Here is a 22,061-nt window from a genome sequence, read left to right on the forward strand (position 1 = left end):
CCCCGGGGCCGTGCCATCGGCTGCAGGGAGGGTCTTCGTGTGACTGCAGCATAGCGTGCTACGGCATGCTAGATATGGCATATCTCGCGTGCTGCGCTATGGCCTGCCTAGCTTGGCCGGGTGATCGAATTTGCTCCTGACCAGCCACGGTGGCGCCAGGTCGCCGAAGTGATCCGGCAACGGATCGCGGACGGCACCTACGCGCCGCGCACCCGCGTGCCGTCGGTGCTACAGCTCCAGGCCGAGTTCGGGATCGCCGCGGCGACCGGGCAGAAGGTGCACCGGGCGCTGCGCGAGGACGGACTGATCTACACGGAACCCGGGCTCGGGTCGTTCGTCGCACGCCCTCTGCCCCCGGCTGGCGGCGCACCCCAGGAGTGACTTCACTTCACCGCGGCCAGCAGCCCGAAGGATGCGGCGACAATTACACCCAGGAGTGACTGTCGCTGCCCGGCCTACTGCACGTTCGTGACGATGTGCAGCTGATACGGTCCCGCCGGCGAGCCTGACATTGAGGCGTGCCAGATCTGCACCCCCGCAGACCGGCCTGGCTGAGGGCCGACATCCTGGCCAGGATGCGGGATCTTCCTACCTCCCACGCCCGCCGGAGAGAAGGCATGGCGGGGAACCGCTGCCGAAACTGCAGCAACAAGCCCAGCACTGGCCACAGCCACTGCCTCAAGTGCCCGGAGCGCGCAGCCTGCGGTGCCAAGGCGACAGTTGGCGGCCCCCGGAGCTCAGGCCGCCGACCCCTCGGACGGTCTCCGGGTGGATTCTGCGGCACCCCGAAAGCCTCACAGAGAGCGCCTTCGGTGCCGTTGTCGGTGAGGGCGTCGGTGATCGGCTGCCAGTCGCTGTGGCCGAAGCGCCACCACACCGGCCCGTGCGGACCGTGGATGCGGAGCTGGTCGAGGTGGGTGGCGATGACGGGGACGGTGCCGGCGAAGTCCCACCAGTCGTCTTCCTCCGAGGCGTTGGGCGACCAGCCGTGAGGGTTCTGCCATCGGGGCTGCCAGCAGGTGGCTTTGGCGGTCTGATCCGGCTCCACTTTTCGGCTTGAGTTGGCCCCAGGGTTGGGGGCTTACGGGAGCGTTCGGGGGGTGTTCCGGTCTCATTTGGCCCCACCGGGTGGCGGGCCTCACGGTGATCCCCGGACCAACGATCAGACGGACTGGAAGCAGCGGCTACATGCGTCCAGTGCCATCGGCCGGGCTGGCAGCTGCCCACCAGCCAATCACTCCGGCGGCCACCGCGTCCGTCCGCTGGAAATTGGGATCGAGGCCGAAGTGATCCTCTAGCTCCTGCCGCAGGTACTCGCCGATCTCCGCCTGGCCAGCACCGGCGCGGAGCTGCTGGAGCAAAGGGGCGAGCATGCAGTCGTACTCGTCCTGCACGAAGTCAGCGACGCCGATCGGGTCCCACTCATTGAGCAGACGCCGCAGATCGCTCTCGGTGGAGCTGTTCCAGGGGAGCATCGCCCCAGACTGCCACCCGGCAACGCCCGCCGTAACTCGCCCCCACCTTGATCCAAACGAGAGGTCCTAGTCGTTCTCGGACCGGGCACGCCTGCGCCGCCGCAGCGGTGCTGTCACCCACATCGTCAGTCCGACAAGGGACAAGAGCACCGCCCCTCCGATGATGGTGGGGACGGCCGCCATGAGGAGAAGGGTAAGCAGCAGCTCTGCCCACGTCGGCTCCTCGCCCATCGTGCTCCCACCCTGTGCCATAAACGCCACCACGCCAACAGGCAGCGATCAGTTCCGGATGTGCGCGTCGGATACGCGGGCGACGCCGGATACATGTTCCGCCGCCTGTCATCCTGCCGGTCAATACCGGGCGCAGCGGAACGGTGATCCAAACGAAACGCCCTAGGTCAGGGATCGCCAGAGATCCGTCCTGTAGGTCCCAGACCACGGGGTCCAAGGGCAGCGCAGCGAAGATCACGCCGCCCAAGATTTGAACCGCCAAGGTTCCCTGACTCAGGTCACTGTCCGGTGACCGGCACGTCCCAGGACCGGGGTCGGATAAGAGCCTGCCACTCGTCCCGGAGCAGGGCCAGCACCGCGACGTCGTACCGGCGGCCGCGGTGCAGACAGGCTGAGCGGCGCACCCCCTCCTGGACGAACCCGGCCCTGTCCAGGACGCCGAGAGCCGCGGTGTTGGTGGTGTGGGTGACAGCCTGGACGCGCTGCATGGGCAGTTCACCGAAGGCGAGGTCGACAAGCGCGTCCACAGCGTCCACGCCATAGCCCCGGCCCCGGTGGTCGGGGTCCAGCATCAGCATGATCTCGGCTGTGCCGTCGACCATGTCCTGGTCTGTCAGGGCGATGTGGCCGATCGGCGTGCCGTCGGGGAGCAGGACGAGGAAGTCGTCACGGTCGTGCTCGTCGCGGTCGCGCTCGATGCGCTCGCGCACCGCAGAGAGAGAACGCGGCCACATGCCGACCTCATGGGCAGCCACGGGGTCGGCGCGCCAGACGTGGACCAGCTCCGCGTCGTCAACGTCGAGCGACGCGAAGACGACACCCCTACCCCGCCAGCAGACCTCCCGGGCCGATCCCCCGTCCCCGTCCTCCGGTTCCTCCCCGGCAAGGCGCCCAGCCACAGCCTCTGCCACGTCCTCGATCACGGGCGGATGCTACCGGCCACCGGGACCGGCGGACCAGTCAATTCCGTCCCCGGACGGCCCACGGCAGACGGGACCCGAGTGACCTGAGTCAGAAGTTCTTCGCTAGTGCTGTGACCGCACAGGTTCGCCAGGTTGGTGGTCGTGGCGGTTGGATGTGCGGTGACGTCCGGTCCGACCGCTGGAGGCGCGGTGGCTGAGCCTGTCCGTGCGCACAGACTGACCGACCAGGAGGGGCAGCTGCTGCAGCGAATCGTGCGTCGGGGCAGCACGAGTTCGGTGCGCTACCGACAGGCGATGATGCTGCTGGCCTCGGCCGGCGGGAACCGGGTACCGGTGATCGCCCAGCTGGTGCAGGCCGACGAGGACACCGTCCGCGACGTGATCCACAAGTTCAACGAGATCGGCCTGGCCTGTCTGGACCCTCAGTGGGCGGGAGGCCGTCCCCGCCTGCTCAGCTCTGACGACGAGAACTTCATCATCCAGACAGCCACCACCCGACCGGTCAAGCTCGGCCAGCCCTTCACCCGCTGGTCACTGCGCAAATTGGTCGCGTACCTGCGGAAAATCCACGGTCGGATCATCCGCATCGGCCGCGAGGCATTACGCTGCCTCCTCGCCCGCCGCGGTATCACCTTCCAGCACACCAAGACGTGGAAGGAATCTCCGGACCCCGAGCGCGACGCCAAGCTCGACCGCATCGAGCACGTCCTGGACTGCTTCCCGGACCGGGTCTTCGCCTTCGACGAGCCACCCGGCCGATCCCGAGATCGGCGGGCGCGCAGGTGCGGTTCCTGGTGAAACGACTGAAGGGCACCAGGCCGGTGGCCGACTTGCTGGGGGTGTCCCAGCGCACCGCCGAGCGGTACGTCAGGGACCGGATCAAGACGCCGCGTGCACAGCTCGCGGCCCGGCTCGCCGATAAGGTCCGCACACGGTGGCAACCGCGGGTAAAGGAGAACGCGAAGAAGAACGCGGCCATCTTCACCGGCATCATCGTGGAAACGAGAGCGCGGTTCGGGTTCACCGCCGCGCCGGGCAGCACGGACGACGGACGCATCCGGCGCCTCACCCAGCACCTTCCCGCCACCTACGCAGCCCGCCTCTTCGACGCACAGGCTGCCGGTGCCCCTGAGCAGCAGCTCCGGGCCGTCCTCGCCGAAGGACTCCAACAGGAGTACTTCAAGGACCGCGGCCGCCGTGCCGACGGGCTCCTGGTCGAATTCACCGACATCGACTACGTAGAACTCAGCTTCTGACACAGCAACGAAGCCCCGATTGAGCACTTCAGTTGGTGAGCCAAAGCGCGATAGTTGTCACATAGGCAGGCTTGTTGTCACCTGCGAGGTTGGGCGCCGGACTCGGGGGGGTCGGTCGACTCCATGGTGGTGGGTCGGCGTCCGCCGCAGCAGGCCACCACTACTGTCGCCGTGGAGTTCAGGAAGATCGTGAACCAGGATGACCTGTCCACCGCGTCGATGGATCCGGTACGAAGCGGCTCTTCCCCGGCTCGCAGAAGGATGTCGACACTGTCGGCCAGGCCATCGATCGTGTGGCCACGCTTCAAGGAGTGGTGCATTCGACTCCGGAAAACGCCCGCGTGCCGGTTGGCCGGGACCAGGCCGTCCCAGACGACGAAGTCAGCCCCGGCGATCAAGGCGTTACGTGCAGGCCCGCATGCCGGCGTCTGTTCGCGGAGCATGGCGATGAGGTCGTCGCGAGTCACACTGCGCCCCGGCGACAGGAAGACCAGTGATCGGCTATGTGTGACAACTCCAGCGCCTCTCTGGTGACAGTCCGGCTGCTTCGACCTGGTTTCTGTGCAGCCTATGCGGTGCCGTCGGTGACAACTACCGAGCCTCGGCACAGTTGGTGAGTCGAAGCACGGATAGTTGCCACAAAAGCAGACCTACTGTCACCAAGGCCCCTGGCGAACGCCCAGCGGTGCCCTGGATGGAAACGAACGCAGGCCGCTGACCGCATTGTTGAGTTGGTGGTCCTTCTCGTGGACGCTTGTGGGGTGAACGAGGACGGCGAATACATGCTGAGAGAACTCCAGTCGCTGGGCCCCGCGGTGCGCGCGGACGTCCTGCGCGTGCTGGACTGCGGCGTCCAGGGTCTCCCCGCTCACTGGCGGCGCCGCAGGGGGGTGCCGCAGCTCATGGTGTTCCTCGACGGTCCGGAGGATGTGCGGGTGACTCCTCCACCCCGTGAACGGGGTGGCTTCTCGCTATGCCGGTTGGGCTTCGCGACGGACCAGCCCGGCCCGTAGGACGTTGAGAGCACCGACGGTGTCCGCGTGCGCGCTGTGGCCGCACGAGACGCAGTGGAACGTCTCCTGTGTGGGCCGGTTCTCCTTGGTGGTATGCCCGCATTCGGGGCATCGCCGGGAGGTGTTGCGAGGGTCCACGGCGATCACTTCCCGCCCGGCACTCTCAGCCTTTGCGTTCAGGATCGCGAGGAACACCCCCCATCCGGCATCCGATATCGAGCGGTTGAGCCCGGCCTTGGCCGCGGCCCCGTTGGGCAGGAAGCTGCCCGGCTGGTCGGGGTCGGGCTTCGGTTCGGGGCCTTGCTCATGTTGCGGATCTTGAGGTCTTCGTGCGCGATGAGGTCGTGTTCCCGCACGAGGCCGAGGGCGGTCTTGTGGGCGTGGTCGAGGCGCTGGCACCGCACCTTGCGGTGCAGACGTGCCACAGCCTCTACCGCCTTGCGGCGGCGCTTGCTTCCGCGCTTGCACCTGCTCAGTGCCTGCTGAGCTGCTTCGAGCTTCGCTGCGGCCTTTCGCCCGTGACGCGGGTTGGGCACGAACTCGCCGTTCGAGCCGGCGAGGAAGTTGGCAATGCCCAGGTCGATGCCGACCACGCTGCCGGTCGCGGGCAGCGGCTCGGGCCGGGGCCGCTCAGCGGTCAGGATCACATACCAGCGCTTGCCCTCACGCTTGACCGAGACGGTCTTGACATGGCCGACCACGGGCCGGTGCTGGTGCACCTTGACGTGCCCGACACCTTGCAGGCGCACCCGCGTGACCGGGTCGTGCGCGGTGGCATCCCAACGGCAGCCGTCTCCGTCCCTGGGGAACTCCACCGTGTCGAACCGGCCCACTGTGCGAAAACGCGGATAGCCCGGCTTCTCACCGGCCTTGACACGGCGGAAGAACGCGGCGAACGCCTTGTCCAGCCGGCGCAGGGTGGCCTGCTGGCTGGAGAACGACCAGCGGCCCTGACGCTCCGGGTCGCATGCCCGGATCTCCTTGAGCTGCACGGACTGCTGCCCGTATCGGACCGTCGTCTTCGAGGCGTGCCGGTAGGCGTCACGACGCTCTTGCAACGCGCCGTTGTAGAGCGAGCAGTGATCGCGCAGCATCTCGCGAAGGGCCTGGTCCTGCCGGGCGGTGGGCCGCAGGAGGAACGTGTACGCACGGATCATTCAGCCCACCCTCCGACTCGAATCGACCTTAACCGTAACATTGGTTCATGTCACCACGCTGGGAACCAAACCCCGACATACGGCGCGGCCGTCACGTCGTCCACCACCTCCACACGCAATTGGTGTTCGTCACCAGGTACCGGCGGACCGTCTTCAACGACGAGATACTGACACGCTGCGAAGAGAGGAGTTCACCGGCCACGTCAACCAGGCCATCATGCACGGCCGCTTCTGGTCCGGCTCCTACTTCGCGGGGTCATGCGGCGGCGCACCCCTCCACGTGGTCAAGGACTGCATCGAGAACCAGAAGCGGCCCGACTGAGCGCGGCTCCGCGGGCGAGGCATTCCGATCCTGAAGGCGGGGATTCCCTCCGAAGAAGAGGGATGGAGAAGATCACCCTGCGGGAGCTGTCCGGGCATGGGTATCTCGACGAGTTCAGCCGCTGGGCCGGCAGCGTCCCGGTATCGAAGGCCAGGGAACACGGCTGTGCCGCCCTGGTCCACGGGAACCGTATTCACGCGAGGATCAATCAAATCGGCCCCGTCGGATCGGGCCGGCACCGTCCCGACACCTTCGTTTGCGTCCGCACCGTGCACCGGGATTTGAGAATGAGCCCATCTTTTTCTCTCAAGTTCGATGTCGAAGGCCGGTTCTTCCCGCGGCTTGTGTTTCATAAGTGGGTCTTCGACACCATCGCCCGCGCCCGGCAGAGTTGAGCCCGAGGCGAGTATTTCGGTCGTACCGGGAAGCTTTGGCCGCTGTCGCGCAACGAAGCCGACCACAGGAGGCAGTGACCGATGGACAAGGACCGCATCATCCAGCTGGAGAAGCTCGGCATGATCTGGTCCCACTACGACGTCGCCTGGGGAGAAGGCCTGACCGCCGCCCGCGGATGGGCCGCCAAGGCGGGCCACCCCCTGGGGGCATCCCTGCCTGCCGTACCGAGGCACCGGGCCGGGCCGGATGAAGTTCGGTGCAGGTGCGTTTACGGAGCAGTCGGGTGCGTCCTACCGCGGCGGCCGTTCGCGTGGGCTACTCAGCCACGCGGCGGCCGAGGTCGAGTTCCACGCCGTCTGGCCGCTGCAGTCCGCGTTCGAACAGCGAGCGTACGCGGTGCGCGTTCTCGGGTCGCCCGGCAGTCTGGAAATAGGCCTGAAGGCTAGCCCCGTAGGACTCGGCCGTCGGCAGGGACTCGACGTCCACCAGAGCCTTGATCCGGGTGACCGCAGTCTTGTCGAAGACTGCGATACGACGGGCGAAGGTGTCGACGAACTGCTCCAGTTCGCCCGCCGGCACGACGCGGTTGACATAGCCGTACTCTGCCGCAAGATCGGCTGGGAAGTCGTCGGCGCCCAGCAGGATCTCGAGGGCGCGTCCACGGCCCACCAAATGAGGCAGCCGACCGCTGGGGTTGCCCCCGGGCACGGATCCGACGCTCACTTCGAACTGTCCCAGGATGGCATCGGGCCCGGCGAAGCGGGTGTCCGTCGCCAGGACGAACTCGCTGCCGGCGCCCCGGGCTCGGCCGTTGATCTCGCTGATCGTGACAGCGGGCACCTGAGCGAGCCGGTACAGGTTGTCGGCGAACGGATGCAGACCCGAGGGGGCCGGCTTCATGGCGGCCACACGAGACCGGTCCGCCTGGAAGTCCCAGTGCGCCATGAAGAAATCGGCGTTGCTGCTGCGGAAGACGACGGCGGTCAGATCCGGGGCCTGCTCGATGCGGGTGACCAGCTCCGCGAGCTGCTCGATGGTGTCGGGGTCGATCAGGTTGATCTCTCCGTTGGAGAAGGTCACCCTCCAGTAGGACGGGCTGACCTCTTCGACGGCGAACTGCTCGTGGTTACTCATGCGGGGTCCCTCCTTGTGAGGACAGTGGTGCGCACAGAAGCGCTGTTCACGTAGGAAATCTCGGCGAGAGTGGGGCGGTCGTCCGACGTCTTCACGTGTCCTGCGCGCCGAGGCCGGGCAGAGGCCGCTCCATGTGCGTCTCGAAGTCGCCGGGGATGCCAAGGCTTCGTTCCTGGGCGGCGGCGAGCCGCCTCCAGCCCGCCGGGCGACCCGCCGAGGCCCAGCCAGCGGCCACGGCCGGTGCACGGCCGGCCCGACGGCGCATGTGCAGGACGTTCCCAGCAAGGGCCATCCCCGCGAGCAGCACGAAGCCCAGTCCGCTGAGCACCACGCCGGCCCACCCGAACGCGGAGAACATGACTGCTGCCACAGCGGATCCGACGGCGCCTCCGGCGAACACCGCGAAAATGTAGACGGTGTTCAACCGGGCTCTGATTGCGGGCTGCGCGGCGAAGATGCGCGTCTGGTTGGCGATCTGGCCGCTGGTGGTCCCGTAGCCGAGAAGATTGCAGCCGACGGCAAGCGCTATCAATGACTGGCCGGCGAACCCGAACAGGGCGAAGGCGAGCAGCACCGACGTGAGTGACAGCACGTTGACGCGTCGTGCGCCCCATCGGTCGCTGAGGTGTCCGGAATAGCGGGCGGCCAGGGCTCCAGGGACGCTGAACAGTCCAAAGAGCCCGATCACCGCGGGCCCCAGCGCGATCGGAGGGGTGGTGAGGTGGAAGGCTAGTGACGACCAGAAGGCGGAGAAGGCCGCGAAGACCGTCGCTCCCAGCACCGCCGAGAGGCGCAGAGGCGCGTGCTCGGTGATCAGTCTGGGGAGTGAGGCCAGCAGGCGCCCGTAACTCTGCCGCGTTCCGGCCGGAGTCGGCGGATCGGCGGGCATGTATCGCGGGAGGACGAGGAGAAGGGCTCCGGTGGCCACGGCCGCGACGGCGAAGCCGGCCCGCCATGTCCCGATGGCCTCGGCGATGAGGCCGGCAGCGGTGCGCGAGAGCAGGGCGCCCATGGTCAGGCCCGTCCCCACCGCCCCGAGGACACGTCCGGCGTTGCCGGGAGTGGCCATGGAGACGACAGTCGGCATGATGACCTGCGGGAGCACGGTACTGGCGGAAAGTATGAGGGTGGCCATGCTCAGCGGAGCGATCGAAGGAGCGGCGGCGCCCGCCAGGAGGGCAAGGGTGGTCACCACCAGGAGAAGGGTGGACAACCGTCGCAGCCGGACGCTGTCCGCGAGCGGCACGATGGCGATGATGCCCAGGGCGTAGCCGATCTGCCCTGTTGTGGCCACCAGCCCGGCAGCGGAGGCTGACGTGTGGAAGTCCCGGGCGATCTCGTCGAGTAGCGGCTGGGTGAAGTAGATGTTGGAAACGGTGATCGCTGTCGCGGTGGCGAAGACGGGGATGGTTCCGCGCTTCACGCCTGGGCGTGTGATTGCGCTGGTCATGGGGTCCTCATGTCGTGATGTGACAGGCGGAGACGCGAAGCGTGGCAGGCGCGACGGTGCTCCGGTGCCGGCGATGTCCTCTGTCAGCGGTGTACGGCTCTCAGACCCGGCCGAGCGGCTGCCGGCGGCAACATCGCCACGGGTCATGCGGAGCAGGCTTTCGCTCCTGCGGTTCGGTGCCTCGGCCGGCTGAGCAGTGTCTTCAAAGGATTTCGTTTTGATGGATCACGGCTGGGTGGTGATTCAGTGCCATGAACTTTCCGGTGCGGAGCGGGCGTTCGCCCGTCCGTCCGCCGCTGCCTGCGTTCCTGCGTGGCAGGAGGCGGTCGGACGACCGCAGCCGTGCTGGCCGGGGTCGTGGGGAGGTTCCGTGCAGGGCTGCTTGACGGGGACGCGCCCGAGCAGTGCGGCCCACTGGGCCACGCCGCAGGTCCGCTTTCACCGAAGGGCCAGGAAGGAATACGCATTCAACTACGGGGGCGACAGGCACGGCAGGACGCGGCCCGTGGTCAGGCCGGCCTCTCCCACACGAGTTCGGCCGTGCGCTCCGCGCCCCACAGTCGGGTGGGGGTGGGGACGGCGAGGGTGAGCAGTGGGCCGTCGAAGCGCACCTTTCGTGTCTGGGGATGTCCGGTCCAGTTCGGGAAGAGGCTGGTGGTGACGTGATGCTCGACAGTGGTGGCGTCGACGATCTCGAACGGTCCGCCGTACGCGAGGTAGCCGACCGTCGTCCGGGCCAGTTCCTCGGGCGTGGCGTCCTCGAGCCGTGCGGAGCTCAAAAGTGGGCGATCGCTACGTCCCAGCTGGGCGGACATGTATCCCTGGGGGGTGTAGAGGATCAGTCCGTTCGGGTTGGGGCCGAGGGGCTCGATCACGTCCCCGTCAGTGCTCGTGGCGGTGTAGGACACGAGACGCCAGGCGCCGAGCAGTTTCCCGCGTATCTCGTCGCGGGCCTTGCGTTCGGCGTCCGCAGAGGTACCTTCGGTGGCGTTCATGGAAAAGGGGGGCTCCTTCCATTCAGGAGAGGGGGACCCGTCCGTAGCGGCGGACGGGTCCCGGGAGAACGGTTCAGCGCTGCGTGATTTCGCCGTCCACCAATCGCCACAGGTGCAGCGGGTTCGCCTCGCGCAGTGGCTGCGGCAGGAGCTCGTCCGGGAGGTTCTGGTACGTGACCGGGCGGACGAACCGCTCGATCGCGCCCGTGCCCACGGACGTGAATCGACTGTCGGAGGTCGCCGGGAAGGGACCGCCGTGGGTGGATGCGTAGGAGACCTCCTGCGGGATGGAGAAGGCGTTGAACACGATCCGTCCCGTGCGGCGTTCCAGAACCGGCAGAAGCCGTTCGGCAATGCCGCGGTCCGCGACCTCGGCGTGCAGGGTGGCCGAGAGCTGCCCGCGGAAGGCTCGGGCCGCCTCGAGCAGCTGTTCCTGTCCAGTCACCCTGACCAGCAGAACGGCCGGGCCGAAAACCTCCTCGCGCAGGGCAGGTTCGGCCAGTAGCTGCTCGCCGGTGACCTCGTACAGCAGGGACTGGCCGGCCCCGGCGTGCGTGGGGGTGTCGCCCTCGGCGATCCGGACGGCGCCGTCGTCCTCCAGGCGCTGCGCGTTGCGGGTGTAGGCGTCGTGGATGCCGGGTGTGAGCATGGTTCGCGCGGTTGCCTTCTTCACCTCGGCGGCCGCTGCCGCACGCAGTTCCGCGAAGCCGGGTCCGTCGGCCGCGAGGAGGATCGCGGGCTTGAGGCAGGCCTGTCCGACGTTGTACATGGCTCGCTGCACCAGGCTGGTGCCGATCTCCGTGCCACGGGCCGCGAGCGCGGCGGGCAGCACGAAGGTCGGGTTGACGCTGGTCATCTCGGTGAACACGGGGATGGGGTCAGGACGCTTCTGCGCCCGCCGGTAGAGGGCCATGCCGCCGCCCTCGGAGCCGGTGAACGCGACCGCCCGGACCAGCGGATGGTCCACGAGCTCCTCACCGATCTCGTTGCCGGCGCCCCGGATGAGAGAGAAGACACCTTCGTGCAGTCCCGCCTCCGCGACGGCTTCCTGGATGACGCGGCCCTGTATTTCCGAGGCGCCGGGGTGTGCGTTGTGCGCCTTGACGATCACGGTGCAGCCGGCCGCAAGGGCGGAGGCGGTGTCACCGCCCACCACGGAGTAGGAGATCGGGAAGTTGCTCGCGCCGAAGATCACGACAGGCCCCAGGGCCACCTTCTGCAGCCGGTGGTCCAGACGTGGTGCGGGCTGCCGGTCCGGCTGCGCGGGATCGATGGTCGCCTGCAGAAAGCGGCCCTGACGGACGACGGTGGCGAACTTGCGGAACACACCGGCGCTCCGCACGGCCTCACCCTCGAGCTGCGCCGCGGGCAGGCCGGTTTCCAGGGCAACACGCTCCGCGAGCTCGTCCTTGACCGCCTCGAGCTTGTCCGCGATGAGGTCAAGGAACGCGGCCCGCTCGGCCAGGCCGGTGTGGCTGTAGCTGTCGAAGGCCTCGTCCGCCAGGCGGACCGCGTGGTCGGCCTCGGCCGGGCCACCGAAAGCGAACTCGGGCTCGATGAGCTCACCGGTGGCGGGGTTGAGCGCCTTCATGGCCCCCGCGGTGGCGGCCACTCGGGACGCTCCGATCAACAAGGCTCCGGTCAGTGTCATGCGCGTCCTCCCTTGAATGCGGCGGTGAGCTCGTCGGTGGTGATGATGGCGTGGGCGTAAGTCGGGCCATTCAGGTCGTGAGCGGCGTGCATCATCTCCGGCAGGAACGCCGCGGTGGCGTCACGCACCAGCGTCACGTGGTAGCCCAGTTCCATGGCGAAGCGGCTGGTGGACTCGATGCAGGTGTTCGCCAGCAGACCCACGGCCACCACATGCGTGATGCCGTGCTGCTTGAGCTGGAAGTCGAGATCGGTGTTGGCGAATCCGCTCTGCGCCCAGTGCTCCTGGACGACTACATCACCGGGCTGCGGCTGGAAGTCGGGATGGAACTCGCCGCCCCACGTCCCGCGGGCGAAGCTGTGACGCTCCATGATGCTCAGCTGCGTGGGGTTGGGATGGTTCCACGTTTCGTAGTCACCCGGCTCCCATCGGCGATGCGGGACGAACACCACGCGGACACCAGCCTCACGGGCGGAGCCCACCACCGAATGCAGGTGCTCAAGCAGTCCGACCTCCTGCGCCATCTGCTCCAGGCGCGGCCAGATCTTGCCGCCCTCGGACAGGAAGTCGTTGTAAGGGTCGACCAGCAGAACGGCCGTACGACGAGGGTCGTAGGTACGGGACATGGTCGCATCTCCAATCTGGATGATGGTCGTCATCCACTAGCTAGATTACGTTGGTCATCCAGAATGTCAAACGAAAACCACAAAAGCCTCATGCGGGACATGGGTGTATGATGACCATCATCCAGTTTTGTGGTGGCCATACTGCGCCACCCCAAGGAAAGGCAGGGTCGATATGGGCCACTCGCAGGCCGAGAAGGCTGCGACCCGCGAACGGGTCCTGCAGATCGCCTCCCGCAAGATTCGCTCCGAGGACATCGCCCGCCTCGGTATCGCGGACCTCATGAACGAGGCCGGGCTGACGCACGGCGGCTTCTACAAGCACTTCGACTCACGCGATGACCTGGTCACACAGGCTGCCGCCGCCGCGCTGGCGGAGGGCACGGCGAAGATGGAGCGCTCCGCACAGCAGAACGCCCGGGATCCGCAGGCCGGCCTCATCGACGCCTACCTGGCGAAGAGACACCGAGATGATCCGGCCACGGGCTGCGCGCTGGTCACCCTGGGCGCCGTCGCCGGACGTGATGACCGGCACCTCAAAGAGGCCTACGAGAAGCAGGTCCGCACATACCTGGACCTGATCGCGGGACTCGACGGCAACTCCGAGGACGCCCGGGCCGAGGCGATACTCACCCTCAGCGCCCTGGTCGGTGCCGTACTCATGGCCCGGGCCGTGGCTGACGAGGCCTTGTCCGACGAACTACTGGAGACGGTCAGAGCCCGGCTGACCTGATCCGCGAAGCGAAGACCTGGCGACGGACCTGAAGCCCACCGGGCATGACACCCGCGCGGGGCATCGCACGGGGTGGGCGCCACCGCGCCTCCGCCACCCGAACCGCCGGGCTGCCCGCACTACGGACTCCCGCAAGACCGGTACCCCACCCCGCACGAGGGCCACCGGGTACTTCTCGAGCCCGCCGTCGGTTGCGTGACGTGCACCGCGATGCGCTCAGCGGTGCGGTGACCGTCGGACGGACAGGACCGCCACATCGTCGTGCTGGGCGCCCTCCCCGGCGAACACGCGCGCGTCTTCGTAGAGGGCGCGCGGCAGGTCGGTGTGGGAGAGAGATACGTGCTTGGCGAGACGTTCGGCGAGGGGGTAGAACGTGCCGTCGGCAGAGCGGGTCTCGGTGAGCCCATCCGTGGTCAGCAGCAGCGTCGCACCGGGTGGGAAGGCGAACCAGTCGACGGTCGCGGGTTCGGCGGCGAGTTCGGCGAGACCGAGCGGGACGCCGGAGCCGAGAGCCGGCGTGATGACGGTGGCGTCGTGCAGCAGCTGCGGCGGAATGTGCCCACAGTTAATGACTTGTACCTCTTCGTGCGCGTCGACGTTGACGATGAGCGCTGTGACGAACCGTTCGTCGTCGCCGGTCTGTGCGGCGTAGGAGTTGTGCCGTACGACAGAGGCGTCGAGGGCGTCGACGAGGGCGGTCAGGGTGGGCTCTCGGTGGGCCGTCGCCCGGAAGGCGCCGATGACGGCGAACGCGGCGCCGACCGCGGGCAGGCCCTTGCCCTGGACATCGCCGATCAGAACCCGGGTACCCCACGGAGAGACGACGACGTCGTAGATGTCGCCGCCAACGAGCCGGTCCTCCTGGACGGGCTCGTACACGCCGTCGACCAGGACGTCGTCGGTGAGTAGAGGCAGGGGGCGCAGGATGTGACGCTGCATTGCGGCGGCGGTGGAACGCAGCCGCAGCATCTCGTTCTCGCGGTGGATACGGCTGCGGCACGCGTAGACGGAGGCCGCGCCCAGGGCGAGGGTGAGCAGCATCATGAGGATCCTGTCGAACCACCGCATCTCACCGTGCCGGACCAGCACGGTGACGATGACCACGAACGTGGTCCATGCAGCCACGAACTTCGTCTGGCGTACGGTGCACAGCGCGGACGCCGTCCCCGGCAGGAATACAAGGAGTCCGAGAAGCCACACCGGGGACTCGGACAGGGCACTGAGGGCCACCACCAGGACCGTCACTGACACCACGCCAATCATTACCTCGGCGTCGCGCGGTGGTTCGATGGTCTCGAAGGGATGCGTGAAACTCTTCGGATGCTTACGGGGCACGTGATCTCCCGGGCAGGTGGTGTACTCCCCGTACGGTAGGCAGGCACGGCCGTGGGTGAGCCGCGCCCCGCCGGACGATGTCCCCTGTGCGGTGACCAGCACTACATGCAGGGTCCGCGGCCCGTGGACTCCTTCGACCCGGTCGGATTCGATAACACGGGACCGGCGGACCAGCCGGTCACCGGCCTGGGGAGCGCGGAGTTGCAGCACTCCCTGACGAAGATCAGGCGGCAGGCCTACGCGGTGACCGTCGGCACCGTCTCGCCGGAGACGGCCGGACTGACGGCCCCGATCCGCGACGCGGTGGGCACCGCGGTGGCCGCCGTCGGCGTGGTGACGCCCGTCGAGACGTTCCGGCCGCTGCGGCTCGCGCTATGACGATCCGGGCGAACGGGGCACGATGTGGCTGCGCTTGGCGCCCACCTCGCTGACGGCCACGGACCTGAGCTACTCCGTCCGAGTGGAACCGTCGGCAGGCAGGCTCCGCCCTTCCCTCCGTCAACAACACGACTACGCAAAGGCCGATACTCACCGTTCCTTCTGCGGAACGACCCTCACTATGAGCGCAGGAATCCACGTAGCCATGGGTGAAGTCAGAAGGGGCGGAAAAGCGTTGCCTGTATCGACAACAGGCAAGACGATGCAAACAGACAAGATGACGCATCCGGAACCCAATGCTGAGACAGGGGTGCGCCGCGGGAGCCGAAACCCGGCGAATGCCACCGTCTCACTCTGCCCTGGAAGTGCTTCAAAAAGCTGTCGTGCGTCGTTAGCCCGCTCACGGGCTCGGGGAAGTCTGGAAGGTCAGCGAAATAGTCGGTAAGTCTGACCACGCGAGGGCCCGCTGCCTGAGCTGTCGCAGGGGGTGTCATCCTTCCCTCCGCCTGTCCGAACGCGCTCGCGATAGGCCGCCTGCCGACACGCAGACGAACAGAAGCGGCGAGGACACCCCACCACTTTCTGTGTGAACGGCGGAGAGGAACATCCTGTGCGCTCGCACCGGTGAACTGGTACTTCCGCGACGCCGGCCCACACCTCGGCACAGTGACGAGGGCCGGCGAGCTCCTGGCGCAGAGCGGGACCATACTTCGACGTTCGGAGTCTCTCCAGCAGAGCGGCGACCAGTGCTTGGAGTGTGGCTGCGCCCAGGCCGATTTCGATGGGAACGGTGTAACCCGGGTACGGCCCAAACCGGGGTGCCTCCACCGCCCGCCCCAGAGTCGCCGACCCAATCACGACGACGCGGTTGCACGGCGACCAGTTCCTTGAAGCCGTTTACTACGGTTCCGCTTGAAGTCGGACCCATTCCGAACGAGTGAACCAGAGAACAGAAAGAGCCTGATATCCGTCAGGATACTGAATATGCGAATACATTGAAATGGAGATGTTTGACGGTGGGTGAAGACTTAAGGAGCGAGCATGGCGGCGGCACAACAGGCCAATCCGATCACGCCTCAGGTGGCCATGACCCTGGCCGCCATCGCGGCAACTGGAGCGACTCCGCGTCCGTCGGGGGAGACCTTGCAAGCCCAGACCGAGCGGATCAAGCTCGGCATCACCCGGCAGTTCTCCAACTCCCCCCTGACGAAAAACTGGACACCGACGTGGCTCGCGCTGAGCCCGGAGAACGCGAACATGGCGTACATCGCCAAGAACAACGACGGTTCGAACCAGTTTGCCGTGGTCGTCCGCGGGACAATCGCCAGCGTGACCGACATTCTCGAAGACCTCGACGTCGGCACGGTGGTGCCGTTCACCGCCAGCGGGTCGACGTCCCCCATCTCCGTGTCGAAGGGGGCGATGGACGCCTTCACTCAGGTCGTCGACATGCGTTCGCTCGGCACCAGCTCCAATCTCGTGCAGGCGCTCGCCGGCCTCTTGACGGGGATTGCGCAGCCGACGGTCTACGTGATCGGTCACAGCCTAGGTGGTTGCGTCGCAAACATGGTCGCGCTGTACCTGAAGGCGCAGACCTGGCAGCAAAGCCAGCCGCAGTTCGGGGTGGTCACCTTCGCGGCACCCACCGCCGGTCTCGAGAGCTTCGCCGACTACCTCACCTCCCAGTTCGGGAGCATGAACCAGCGCTACGTCAACGCCTACGACGTGGTGCCGCTGGCCTGGGCCGATCTCCCCACCGCAGAGAGCTGGTACCCGGATCCCGGACCAGCGGCGACCCTCGACGTGAAGGGGCTCCTCGGGACGATCGCAACCCTGCGCGGAAACAATGTCTACGTCCAGCCGGGCACTGCCGTCAGCAAGAACACCGACTACATGATCCGCGACAACAATTTGGTCAAGGCCTCGGTTGGGGATTTCCTCGGCCAGGTCGGATTTCAGCACGCCAACTCCACCTACCTCAGACTGCTGGACGCGCCCGTCCTCTCCGAGCCGCCGACGGTGACCAGCGTGATCCCAAGCTTCGGCGCATCGGGCACACAGGTCACTATCAAGGGCCGCGACTTCAGCAAGGATTGCGACGTCGACTTCGGCCCCGTCCCGTGCCAGAAACCACCCACGTTCAACCCTGACGGCACCATCACTGCCGAGGTGCCCGACGGGACCGGCATCGTCAACGTGTACGTCACCAACCCCCTGGGCACCTCCCCGGCCGTCCCGCTCGGGCAGTTCGCCTACGGCGGGCCCGAACCCGTGGTGGTCACCACCATCACACCGGACAGGGGCAAGGCCAACGACTCGGTCACTATCTCCGGCGCGGGCTTCGCGAAAGGCGCCACCGTGCATTTCGGGAAGAACATCTCGCCATCCGTCCAGGTCGACTCGGACAAGATCGTCGCCAAAGCACCCCCATCGGGCAAGCCCACGAGCACAACCGTGGACATCACCGTGACCGTGAACGGCTACTCGTCCCCCACCGGTCCAGCCGACGAGTTCACCTACACCGGGTGACACCGGAGTCGGTCAGCCCACTGGATGCGGACAGCGATCGCCCCGCGGTCCGGGACCAAATCGCGTCCGTGAGCCCAGTGACCCGAACGCCGCTTCGCCATGAAGACGCACGCGGCCTGGGCCACACGCTCGCCCAGCAACTGGCCGACGCAGGCGAGGACGTGGCCGACGGGCCAGGAGCCGGGCCCGGCTCCTGGCCACCGGAGGAGACCGCAAGTGCACCGGACCGAAGGGCGATTCCCACCATTGGCCTCCACGCCCGCTGCCCCCACCGATCCGCCGCTGCGTTGTCAGCCTGGTGTTCAACCCCCCACCACCCTGGTTACACCGCTCGTTTGACAGACCCGCCTGCGGACGGCCGGGACGCCCTGCGCGGGATCGTTTACGGGCTCTACAAGGGCGCGGGCTGGGCGGATGTGCCCACGGACAGGGTCGGCCGCAGTGGGGTGACGTCCTGGCGACGTCTGCGCGACTGGACGGAGGCCGGTGTCCGGCCCCGTCTGCACGAGGTCCTTCTGGCGGAATTGCGGGCGGCGGGTCTGCCGGACATGGATGACGCGGCCGTGGACGGCTTGCACGTCAGGGCTCTCAGAGGGGGCTCACACCGGACCTTCGCCGGTCGGCCGTGCGCGTCCGGGCCGTACCACCTGATCACCGACCGGCACGGCTCACCCCTCGCGCCTGCTCATTCTCGACGGAGCCGCACCGCATCAGCAGGTGGACGAACCACCAGTCAGGCCCAGCGCGCGTTCGTTCCCGCCTTCACCGACCCCGGCCGGGCCGACGACGAGCTCGAAGTCGCGCAGCATCTGCTGTCCGGGCCAGGCCTGTACGGCGATGCGGGCAGCCCAGGCCGCCAGCCGGGCGACGCGTTAGGCTCATTTTGTAGGCACGCGTTGCGGCCGCGGAGGCGGCCATGGGCCAGAACGTCAAGTACCCGACGCCGTCACAGGCCGAAGGGGAGAGACTGGAAGGGAACACGGATCCCGCCGAGGCCGAGTATCCCGCCATGTGGCGCGCCCGGCCGTCCCAGGCGGAGGGTGAGCGCCTGGCGGGGCATACCGAGAGCTGACAGAGGCGGCGGCATACGGTAGGGATCCTTGCCGGTTCGCCCTGGCAGGGGCTCTGTGCGCCGCCCTGTTTCCCGTGCTCCGCCGCAGCGGAATCCGGTGAAGTCAGCGGCCTGAGAAAGGGGCGCTGCATTGCGCGACAGCGATCGGCACCCCGCCGCCCATGTGCTGTGCGCGGGGGGCCGGCCCGGACTGGCGGCCGTGACCGGCAAGGCCACCGTTCGCCAGGACGGTTCCGAGGCACTCGGGATGTGCCGGCGTTCGGTTGTCCACTTCGCGCGCCCGTACTCGAAGGAGGTGCGCCCGGTATGGATTCGGAACGTGCCGGCCGTTTGGTGTCGGCGCTTCGTGCCCGTGGCGTGATGGCCCATCTGGTAGAGGCGGGCGTCTACGAGTTCGGGATCCGGGTCGTCCTCGACGAGGGAATCGAGGCGCTGTGGGACGTCGACGGGGCCTCGGGACTCGACGCGGAAATCGTCAGCGACGGAGTGCTCATCGGCTTCGTACCTCATGTGTCCGGTTCGGAGAGCTTCACCGAAGAGCAGCTCGTGGAGAGCATCGCCACGACGCAGTACTCGACGGAAGGGCTCCGCCCGCCCAGCGACACGCCCGCCCCGACCCCGCCGCCGACCGGCGAGGCCGCGCCGTCGCACGGTCCAGCGGTCACCCCGCCAGTCGCCCGCTACCAGCGCCGGGCGCACTGGATCCGGCGCGGCAACAAGGACGGTCCTCGGCGCTGACCGGGGCACCTGGCGCATCGTCCGACGCGCCCGCCTGCGACGCGGTCGGCCGCCGTCTCGTCACAGCGGAGCTCACACCTCTTCGGCCGACGGCAGGGCGGGATGGCGCGAGGCGATCAGACCCGGCTGGTCGCTCACGACGCGGCCCGTCCCCGATTCGGCCCTCCTGGATCGCGCAGGTGTCGGATGACGGTGACTCCTCCACCCCGTGAACGGGGTGGAGGAGTCACGCTCTGGTACACGTCGAGCGCTCTGTGCAGCACGGCGCGTGCGTCACTGTCGCGGCCGGCGCCCATGAGCTTCTTGGCCACGGGCACCAGAGAGCGGGCGTAATGCAGTGTGTAGCGGGCCGGATCCGCGTCGGCTGCACGCTGATACGCCGCCGTCACGCGTTCGAGCATGGCCAGCGCCTCTTCATGCCGTTTGGCTCTGGCCAGGCGTTTGGCAGCCGTATTCAGCGCGAGTACATGCGGCCCGACGTACCGGGTGACGTTTCGCTCGGCGAGTTTTCCGTACGCGTCCGCCGCCCGCACGAAGAGGGACAGGGCTTCCTCGTCCCGTCCCGCCGCGGCCAGCGCATGCGCTCTCCTGACCAGTTTCGGGGCCTGCGAGACCAGCTCCGGGTCAGTCGGCGCGGTCAGTGCCTGCCCGTACGCGGTGACGGCTTGCTGATACGAGGTGAGCGCGTCCTCCTCCCGGCCCGCCTCGACATGGTTCTCCGCTTCGGACTCCAGGGCTTGCGCCCGCGCCGCCAGTTCCGGTTCCCGTGCGGCCGCCTCCGTCCGGGCGAAGGACGAGCAGGCTTCCTGATACGTCTGGAGCGCCTCGCGGACGTATCCCAGTCCGGCCTCATGGCGTGCCAGCATCACCAGATTCGTCGCATAGATATCCAGAAAGCTCGCTGGCCTCCTGACGGCGAGTTGCCGGCGCGTGACCATGGCGCTGCGCAGGACCTTCAGCGCGTCTTCACCTCTGCCTGTCTCGGCGTACCACTTGCTGAGCACGGTCAGGGAGTCGGCCAGGCGCAGACCGTACTCAGGCTCCGATCGGGTAGGCGGGCCGGTTTGCCCGGCCCGCCCCCCACACCACCGGACATGCGGGCCCGCATCCGGCGGTTCGTCCAGCTGATCTCAGGCGAGCTTCAGGCGGGACCACGAGCCCTTGAACGACTTGTAGCCCTGCGCATCCCAATAGGCTTTATTCATAGCGATTTCCAGTGGTTTCAGGTGGGAGGCCCGCCAGTATCGCTTGCGTTGCACTGCAACGCCTTGCTCCTGGTCTCCAAATTCGTAACCGAGCTTCTGGAGCATGGAGTTCTTGCGCTGACTGGTCTTCCACTGCACCCACTGGGCCTGCCGTAGCCTGCGGCGGGTCCAGTGATCAATCTCCTCGAAAACCCGAAGGCTGTCGGAGAGACTGAAGTAGGCCACCCAGCCGACCGAGAAACGGTTGAGTTTGTCCATCCTGTGGGCCATCGATACGCCCCACGTCCGGGAGGTGACTCGCCGAACGGTGGACTTTAGCCGTCTCACGGCCTTCCGGTCCACCCGGATCTTCACCTGCCCTTTGGCGAGGTAGTACCCGAATCCCAGGAGTGACGTCCACCAGATGGGGCACGCCTTCGACTTCTCACGATTCACCCTCAGTTTCAAGGTCTTCTCAATGAAGGCCGTGACCGAGGCGAGGGTCCGCTGCGCCGCTCGCTCGGACCGGACGAAAATCATCACATCGTCCGCGTACCTCACGAACCGGTGTCCGCGTTTGAAGAGTTCGCGGTCAAGGTCGTCCAGCATGATGTTCGACAGCAACGGGGACAAAGGGGAACCCTGCGGGGTCCCTTCCTCGTTCCTCACCATCACGCCGTCGCTCATAATCCCGGCTTCCAGGTACCGCCGAATCAACTTCAGGACCTTTCTGTCCCTCACCCGGCGAGCCACCCGCGCCATAAGCGCATCGTGATTCATTCGGTCGAAGAACTTGTCGAGGTCCAGGTCCACGGCCCAACGGTTTCTGTCCTGGACGGCCCGGCGACCAACCCTTACGGCTTGGTGGGCCGAACGCCCTGGTCGGAACCCGAACGACGCCCCAGAGAAGTGGGGATCGAAGACGGGCACGAGGGCCTGCGCAATTGCCTGCTGGATCAAGCGATCCAGCACCCGTGGGACACCTAGCATCCGCTCCCCACCATTCGGCTTAGGGATGGTCACCCGACGGACAGGAGCGGGCTTATATGTCCCCGCATCGAGCTCAGCCCATACCTTGGGCCAGTTCTGGGCGATCCATGGCCGGAGTTCATCCGTCGTCATCCCATCAACGCCGGGGGCACCCCGGTTTGCTTCGACGCGCCTGAGCGCCGCGAGAAGGTTCTCCTTCGAGAACACCGTCTCCCAGAGGGAGACCTCGCGGTGATTGTTGTCCGCGTGTAGCGCCGGCTGGTCACTGCGCCCCTTGGGCTGGGCGGTCGTATGCACCGACCCCGTCACCCCAGGGTCTGCCGGGGCAGATTTACGGCGGTCATCGTGACCTGCGCGAGCAGACACCCTTCTTCCAATCCGCTAAACGTTCGGCCCTTCCCGAGTCCTTGTCGGCCTACTGCCTTCCCGTCTCGGTACTATGACCTCTGCTGACTTCTGTCCGGCAAACCAGTGCC

19 protein-coding genes and 4 pseudogenes are annotated in these 22,061 nt (G+C 67.2%); 12 read left to right on the plus strand and 11 right to left on the minus strand.

Features of this window, described 5'->3' with window-relative positions; genetic code table 11:
* Nucleotides 1–120 precede the first annotated feature (120 nt).
* A complete protein-coding gene (locus tag OG395_RS02220) occupies nucleotides 121–381 on the plus strand; it encodes a GntR family transcriptional regulator (RefSeq protein WP_327241347.1) in 261 nt (86 codons plus the stop codon).
* An 803-nt stretch (nucleotides 382–1,184) separates the two neighbouring features.
* Here the strand turns inward: OG395_RS02220 and OG395_RS02225 are convergent.
* Both OG395_RS02225 and OG395_RS02230 read right to left on the minus strand, forming a co-directional pair.
* On the minus strand, nucleotides 1,185–1,475 hold the full coding sequence (locus OG395_RS02225) for a hypothetical protein (protein ID WP_327241348.1): 291 nt from the start codon (nucleotides 1,473–1,475) through the stop codon (nucleotides 1,185–1,187).
* Nucleotides 1,476–1,984: 509 nt separating this feature from the next.
* Nucleotides 1,985–2,629, minus strand: a complete 645-nt coding sequence (locus OG395_RS02230) for a GNAT family N-acetyltransferase (RefSeq protein ID WP_327241349.1) — start codon at nucleotides 2,627–2,629, stop codon at nucleotides 1,985–1,987.
* A 189-nt stretch (nucleotides 2,630–2,818) separates the two neighbouring features.
* On the opposite strand from OG395_RS02230, the pseudogene OG395_RS02235 reads away from it, so the two are divergent.
* The 3 genes and pseudogenes from OG395_RS02235 to OG395_RS02245 form a co-directional block, all read left to right on the plus strand.
* A pseudogene (locus tag OG395_RS02235) lies at nucleotides 2,819–3,376 on the plus strand (helix-turn-helix domain-containing protein); the annotation flags it as partial.
* 47 nt (nucleotides 3,377–3,423) lie between these two features.
* A complete protein-coding gene (gene tpg, locus OG395_RS02240; protein ID WP_327241350.1) occupies nucleotides 3,424–3,885 on the plus strand; it encodes a telomere-protecting terminal protein Tpg in 462 nt (153 codons plus the stop codon).
* A gap of 761 nt (nucleotides 3,886–4,646) precedes the next feature.
* Nucleotides 4,647–4,898 (plus strand): hypothetical protein, encoded by a 252-nt coding sequence (locus OG395_RS02245; RefSeq protein WP_327241351.1) that lies wholly within the window; start codon nucleotides 4,647–4,649, stop codon nucleotides 4,896–4,898.
* Here the strand turns inward: OG395_RS02245 and OG395_RS02250 are convergent.
* A pseudogene (locus tag OG395_RS02250) lies at nucleotides 4,857–6,055 on the minus strand (RNA-guided endonuclease InsQ/TnpB family protein). The gene OG395_RS02245 and the pseudogene OG395_RS02250 overlap by 42 nt on opposite strands.
* 47 nt (nucleotides 6,056–6,102) lie before the next feature.
* On the opposite strand from OG395_RS02250, the pseudogene OG395_RS57975 reads away from it, so the two are divergent.
* Together OG395_RS57975 and OG395_RS02260 are read left to right on the plus strand one after the other, a co-directional pair.
* Nucleotides 6,103–6,377, plus strand: a pseudogene (locus OG395_RS57975) (transposase).
* 62 nt (nucleotides 6,378–6,439) lie between these two features.
* Nucleotides 6,440–6,772 carry a hypothetical protein gene (locus tag OG395_RS02260; RefSeq protein WP_327241352.1) on the plus strand — a complete coding sequence of 111 codons (333 nt, stop codon included), beginning with the start codon at nucleotides 6,440–6,442 and terminating at the stop codon, nucleotides 6,770–6,772.
* Nucleotides 6,773–7,088: 316 nt separating this feature from the next.
* On the opposite strand, the gene OG395_RS02265 is transcribed toward OG395_RS02260, so the two are convergent.
* From OG395_RS02265 to OG395_RS02285, 5 genes are all read right to left on the minus strand, one after another.
* A complete protein-coding gene (locus OG395_RS02265) occupies nucleotides 7,089–7,907 on the minus strand; it encodes an enoyl-CoA hydratase/isomerase family protein (RefSeq protein ID WP_327241353.1) in 819 nt (272 codons plus the stop codon).
* A 91-nt stretch (nucleotides 7,908–7,998) separates the two neighbouring features.
* Nucleotides 7,999–9,357 (minus strand): MFS transporter, encoded by a 1,359-nt coding sequence (locus tag OG395_RS02270; RefSeq protein WP_327241354.1) that lies wholly within the window; start codon nucleotides 9,355–9,357, stop codon nucleotides 7,999–8,001.
* A 509-nt stretch (nucleotides 9,358–9,866) separates the two neighbouring features.
* Nucleotides 9,867–10,352 (minus strand): lipocalin-like domain-containing protein, encoded by a 486-nt coding sequence (locus tag OG395_RS02275; protein ID WP_327241355.1) that lies wholly within the window; start codon nucleotides 10,350–10,352, stop codon nucleotides 9,867–9,869.
* Nucleotides 10,353–10,425: 73 nt separating this feature from the next.
* Nucleotides 10,426–12,003, minus strand: coding sequence for an aldehyde dehydrogenase (NADP(+)) (locus OG395_RS02280; protein ID WP_327241356.1), 1,578 nt, complete (start codon nucleotides 12,001–12,003; stop codon nucleotides 10,426–10,428).
* Nucleotides 12,000–12,662 carry an isochorismatase family cysteine hydrolase gene (locus OG395_RS02285; RefSeq protein ID WP_327241357.1) on the minus strand — a complete coding sequence of 221 codons (663 nt, stop codon included), beginning with the start codon at nucleotides 12,660–12,662 and terminating at the stop codon, nucleotides 12,000–12,002. The genes OG395_RS02280 and OG395_RS02285 overlap by 4 nt, the downstream gene beginning before the upstream one ends.
* Nucleotides 12,663–12,801: 139 nt before the next feature.
* Here OG395_RS02285 and OG395_RS02290 point away from each other — a divergent pair, with 139 nt between their 5' ends.
* Nucleotides 12,802–13,359 (plus strand): TetR/AcrR family transcriptional regulator, encoded by a 558-nt coding sequence (locus OG395_RS02290; RefSeq protein ID WP_327241358.1) that lies wholly within the window; start codon nucleotides 12,802–12,804, stop codon nucleotides 13,357–13,359.
* Between the two features lie 216 nt (nucleotides 13,360–13,575).
* Here OG395_RS02290 and OG395_RS02295 read toward each other — a convergent pair whose 3' ends face one another.
* Nucleotides 13,576–14,694, minus strand: a complete 1,119-nt coding sequence (locus OG395_RS02295) for a PP2C family protein-serine/threonine phosphatase (RefSeq protein WP_327249232.1) — start codon at nucleotides 14,692–14,694, stop codon at nucleotides 13,576–13,578.
* 123 nt (nucleotides 14,695–14,817) lie between these two features.
* On the opposite strand from OG395_RS02295, the gene OG395_RS02300 reads away from it, so the two are divergent.
* From OG395_RS02300 to OG395_RS02320, 5 genes and pseudogenes are all read left to right on the plus strand, one after another.
* Nucleotides 14,818–15,072, plus strand: a complete 255-nt coding sequence (locus OG395_RS02300; RefSeq protein WP_327241359.1) for an IclR family transcriptional regulator domain-containing protein — start codon at nucleotides 14,818–14,820, stop codon at nucleotides 15,070–15,072.
* Nucleotides 15,073–16,113: 1,041 nt separating this feature from the next.
* Nucleotides 16,114–17,601, plus strand: coding sequence for a lipase family protein (locus OG395_RS02305; RefSeq protein ID WP_327241360.1), 1,488 nt, complete (start codon nucleotides 16,114–16,116; stop codon nucleotides 17,599–17,601).
* Nucleotides 17,602–17,762: 161 nt separating this feature from the next.
* Nucleotides 17,763–18,095: pseudogene (locus OG395_RS57980) on the plus strand (transposase); the annotation flags it as partial.
* A gap of 422 nt (nucleotides 18,096–18,517) precedes the next feature.
* Nucleotides 18,518–18,673 carry a hypothetical protein gene (locus OG395_RS02315; RefSeq protein ID WP_327241361.1) on the plus strand — a complete coding sequence of 52 codons (156 nt, stop codon included), beginning with the start codon at nucleotides 18,518–18,520 and terminating at the stop codon, nucleotides 18,671–18,673.
* A gap of 306 nt (nucleotides 18,674–18,979) precedes the next feature.
* Nucleotides 18,980–19,411, plus strand: coding sequence for a hypothetical protein (locus OG395_RS02320; RefSeq protein WP_327241362.1), 432 nt, complete (start codon nucleotides 18,980–18,982; stop codon nucleotides 19,409–19,411).
* A gap of 134 nt (nucleotides 19,412–19,545) precedes the next feature.
* Here the strand turns inward: OG395_RS02320 and OG395_RS02325 are convergent, their stop codons facing one another.
* A complete protein-coding gene (locus OG395_RS02325; protein WP_327249233.1) occupies nucleotides 19,546–20,535 on the minus strand; it encodes a tetratricopeptide repeat protein in 990 nt (329 codons plus the stop codon).
* A 6-nt stretch (nucleotides 20,536–20,541) separates the two neighbouring features.
* Complete coding sequence (gene ltrA, locus OG395_RS02330; protein WP_327241363.1) at nucleotides 20,542–21,882, minus strand: group II intron reverse transcriptase/maturase; 1,341 nt, start codon at nucleotides 21,880–21,882, stop codon at nucleotides 20,542–20,544.
* Nucleotides 21,883–22,061: the final 179 nt, after the last annotated feature.

It is taken from the genome of Streptomyces sp. NBC_01320 (assembly GCF_035974375.1).
Classification (GTDB): Bacteria; Actinomycetota; Actinomycetes; order Streptomycetales; family Streptomycetaceae; genus Streptomyces; species Streptomyces yanii.